5 protein-coding genes and 1 pseudogene are annotated in these 3,121 nt (G+C 46.9%); 5 read left to right on the forward strand and 1 reads right to left on the reverse strand.

The annotated features are described in order from the left end of the window. Positions 1–80 precede the first annotated feature (80 nt). From NDA06_RS26430 to NDA06_RS26450, 5 genes are all read left to right on the forward strand, one after another. Positions 81–242 carry a DUF3285 domain-containing protein gene (locus NDA06_RS26430; protein WP_347275892.1) on the forward strand — a complete coding sequence of 54 codons (162 nt, stop codon included), beginning with the start codon at positions 81–83 and terminating at the stop codon, positions 240–242. A 22-nt stretch (positions 243–264) separates the two neighbouring features. Further along, positions 265–771, forward strand: a complete 507-nt coding sequence (ybeY, locus tag NDA06_RS26435) for an rRNA maturation RNase YbeY (RefSeq protein ID WP_190414493.1) — start codon at positions 265–267, stop codon at positions 769–771. Positions 772–887: 116 nt separating this feature from the next. Next, positions 888–1,340: a diacylglycerol kinase family protein gene (locus NDA06_RS26440; RefSeq protein ID WP_190987220.1), complete on the forward strand. Its 453-nt coding sequence runs from the start codon at positions 888–890 to the stop codon at positions 1,338–1,340. 50 nt (positions 1,341–1,390) lie between these two features. Further along, positions 1,391–1,978: an aminodeoxychorismate/anthranilate synthase component II gene (locus tag NDA06_RS26445; protein WP_190414470.1), complete on the forward strand. Its 588-nt coding sequence runs from the start codon at positions 1,391–1,393 to the stop codon at positions 1,976–1,978. Positions 1,979–2,069: 91 nt separating this feature from the next. Beyond that, entirely contained in the window at positions 2,070–2,849 is a 780-nt protein-coding gene (locus NDA06_RS26450; protein WP_190414469.1) for an MBL fold metallo-hydrolase, read from the forward strand. Positions 2,850–3,028: 179 nt separating this feature from the next. Here NDA06_RS26450 and NDA06_RS26455 read toward each other — a convergent pair. Further along, positions 3,029–3,121, reverse strand: a pseudogene (locus NDA06_RS26455) (IS630 family transposase); the annotation flags it as partial.

Genomic DNA, 3,121 nt, shown 5'->3' on the forward strand with positions numbered 1-3,121 from the left:
CCACTTTTGAGTCTTCAGTAATTATCCTTATGAGTAACTCCTCGTCAACGCCACAAGCGGCATCACAAACTCCAGAACCCATTTCTGAATCGACACCCGCCTCGACAGAGCCTCAACCCAGCTACGTAAAGCTGGCAATGCGAAACATGGTACGAAAAGGAGGCACTTCGTTAAAACATTTTGCCCTGTCAACGATTGGTCTTGTGGCGCTGCTGATCGGTCTTTCTTACCTGACTCGTTAATCCGGAACACAGTTGTATGGGCATAAACATAGAAGTTAGCATCCAAGACTATTTCTTCTCGTCCAATCCAGCAGATGCCAGTGCCCAAGAAGAAATTTCACCTGAAACTTGGGAAACTTGGTTCCATCGTTGGATGGAAACGCTGCATCTAGATCTTCCTCAAGCGGATGCCTATGAACTGAGTTTGCGCCTCACGGACGATAAAGAAATACAGACCCTCAACGCCCAGTATCGTCATCAAAATAAACCGACAGATGTATTAGCTTTTGCATCCTTAGAGGTAGACTGTCCTCAGCCGATGGATTTTTTAGAGGATACACCTCTGTATCTTGGTGATATCGCCATCTCCGTTGAGACTGCGACTCGGCAGGCTCAACAACAGGAACATCCCTTAAAAACAGAGCTAGCCTGGTTAGCGGCTCACGGTTTGCTTCATCTACTCGGCTGGGATCATCCCGATGAAGATAGCCTGACTAAAATGTTGAACCAGCAGGAAACTTTACTCCAGGTTATTGGTCTTACTATCTAGCCTAGCTATACCCAATAGCCTTCATCTGTACTTAGATTCAAGACTTAGATTCAAGTTTCGCCCACGCGCCAGCCGGAGCGATGGTTCATGCCCTTCAGCCCCGTAAAACCCTTGCCATGTCTCAAGAAATTTCCACACCTTCTTTGAACCACTCAGATGTAGTGAAACCAAACCGGGATTTAGCTTGGCGAATTGCGCCGAACTTAATAATTAGTTTTAAATATGCTTGGGCCGGACTTCGATATGCCTTTATTACCCAACGCAACTTTCGCATCCATGTAGTTATAGGCACCCTAGCCATTGGTTTGGGTGTCTTTTTGCAGTTGAAGGCAGTCGAAATGGCGGTGATTGGAATAACAATTGGGCTAGTGTTGGCGCTGGAGTTATTGAATACGGCAATTGAGTCAGTTGTTGACTTAACGGTTAAGCAGGCTTACCATGAGCTTGCCAAAATTGCTAAAGACTGTGCTGCTGGTGCCGTTCTGGTTTCGGCACTCGTGTCGGTATTGGTCGCTGGTTCGCTGCTTTTGCCACCCCTTGTAATTCGGATTCAGTTGATGCTGCGCTAAGTAGTTTTGAGTTTTGAGTTGAAGGCTTCTGACTCACAAGGAGTTTACATTTGATTCTGGTTATTGATAATTACGACAGTTTTACCTATAACTTGGTGCAGTATCTGGGAGAACTTGGCGCTGAACTGCCCGTAGCATCTGAAATTCAGGTGTATCGCAATGACCAAATCTCCCTTGAGCAAATCGAAAAGCTTAAACCCGATGGAATTGTGATTTCGCCGGGACCAGGGCGTCCAGAAGATGCCGGAATTTCCCTGGAGTTAATTCAAAAGATGGGTTCCGGGGTACCCATTTTGGGCGTTTGCCTGGGACATCAAGGCATTGGTCAAGTATTCGGCGGTGAAATTGTTTCTGCACCCATGTTGATGCATGGCAAAACTTCTCCAATTCATCACACAGGTGTCGGCGTATTTCGAGGATTAGACAATCCCTTTACCGCTACCCGGTATCATAGTTTGGTGATTGACCGACACAGCTGCCCAGATGTCCTGGAAATTACGGCTTGGGTAGACGACGGAACCATCATGGGCGTCCGGCATCGGAACTATCCGCATATTGAGGGCGTCCAATTCCATCCGGAGAGTATTCTGACGGCTTCAGGAAAGCAACTGCTGCGAAACTTCCTGGAATCGCTTTAGTGCTAATGGCTAATGGCTAATTGTTCATTGGTCAATTAAGCATTAGCGATTAGCAAAGGACTAATGACTAATGACTGAGGACTAAATTCTGATGAAACGGCGACAGTTGATGCGCTATGCTGGGGCGGGTTTGCTTACAGCATTAGGAACAGGCTTGGCTTCTGGATTTCAGACTTATCAGGCGGCAACACCTGGTGGATCTGTGTCTGTTAAATGGCTGGGGCATACCAGCTTTTTGTTTACTGGAAGTGGTAAACGAGTCTTGGCGAATCCCTTTCAGAAGCTGGGCTGTACGGCTGGGTATCGTTCATCGAAGGTGCCAGCGGATTTAGTGTTAGTCAGCAGCCTATTACTTGATGAAGGGGCGGTGGAAGGGTTGCCAGGGAATCCCCAGTTTTTATATAAACCGGGAGTTTACCAAGTTGACAACCTAAAAATTCAAGGAATGAGCATTAACCACGATCGCAACGGTGGACGCCGGTTTGGCACGAACGTGGCTTGGCGTTGGACGCAAGGAGGAATCAATATTCTGCATTTAGGCGGTGCTGCTGCACCGATTGATATTGAGCAAAAAATCCTGATGGGACGTCCCGATGTATTGTTAGTACCCGTAGGCGGAAGTGACAAAGCCTACACGCCTCAAGAAGCCATGCAGGCAGTACAAGTCCTCAATCCCAAATTGGTGATTCCCACGCATTACCGTACCCAAGCCGCCGATGCTGCGAGTTGCGATATTGTCTCCGTGGATGAATTTTTGGCATTGATGGATGGAATGCCGGTGCGTCGGGTCAATAGTGATACTTTGACGGTTAAATCAACGGATTTGCCAGAAAATGGCACTGCGATCGCAGTGATGAGTTATAAGTTTTAAACAATCATGCCTGATGAGTCCCTAGTTATTATTTAGTGAATGGCTAATGACTAATCAGGATGCCCCGATTGGATTGCCGCATAAAGTTGATTAAAATCCTCATTGGGTAACAATCCGGTGGGATCTAGGGAAAAGCATTTTTTGAGGCGGGTGACAAGATATAGCAATCGCCAAGGTAATTAGGACGACAAGCATAAGACATGCTCGATTGCATCTCGCAAACAATTAAACTGGTCGAGTTGTTTGCGGATGCGGCTCTTGAGCCAAGACCA

This window comes from Trichocoleus sp. ST-U1 (assembly GCF_039961835.1).
Classification (GTDB): Bacteria; Cyanobacteriota; Cyanobacteriia; order Cyanobacteriales; family FACHB-T130; genus FACHB-T130.

Excerpts from the sequence above, each read along its gene's own strand:
- NDA06_RS26440 (WP_190987220.1), top strand. The coding sequence starts at position 888 with ATGTCTCAAGAAATTTCCACACCTTCTTTGAACCACTCAGATGTAGTG.
- NDA06_RS26450 (WP_190414469.1), top strand. The coding sequence starts at position 2,070 with ATGAAACGGCGACAGTTGATGCGCTATGCTGGGGCGGGTTTGCTTACA.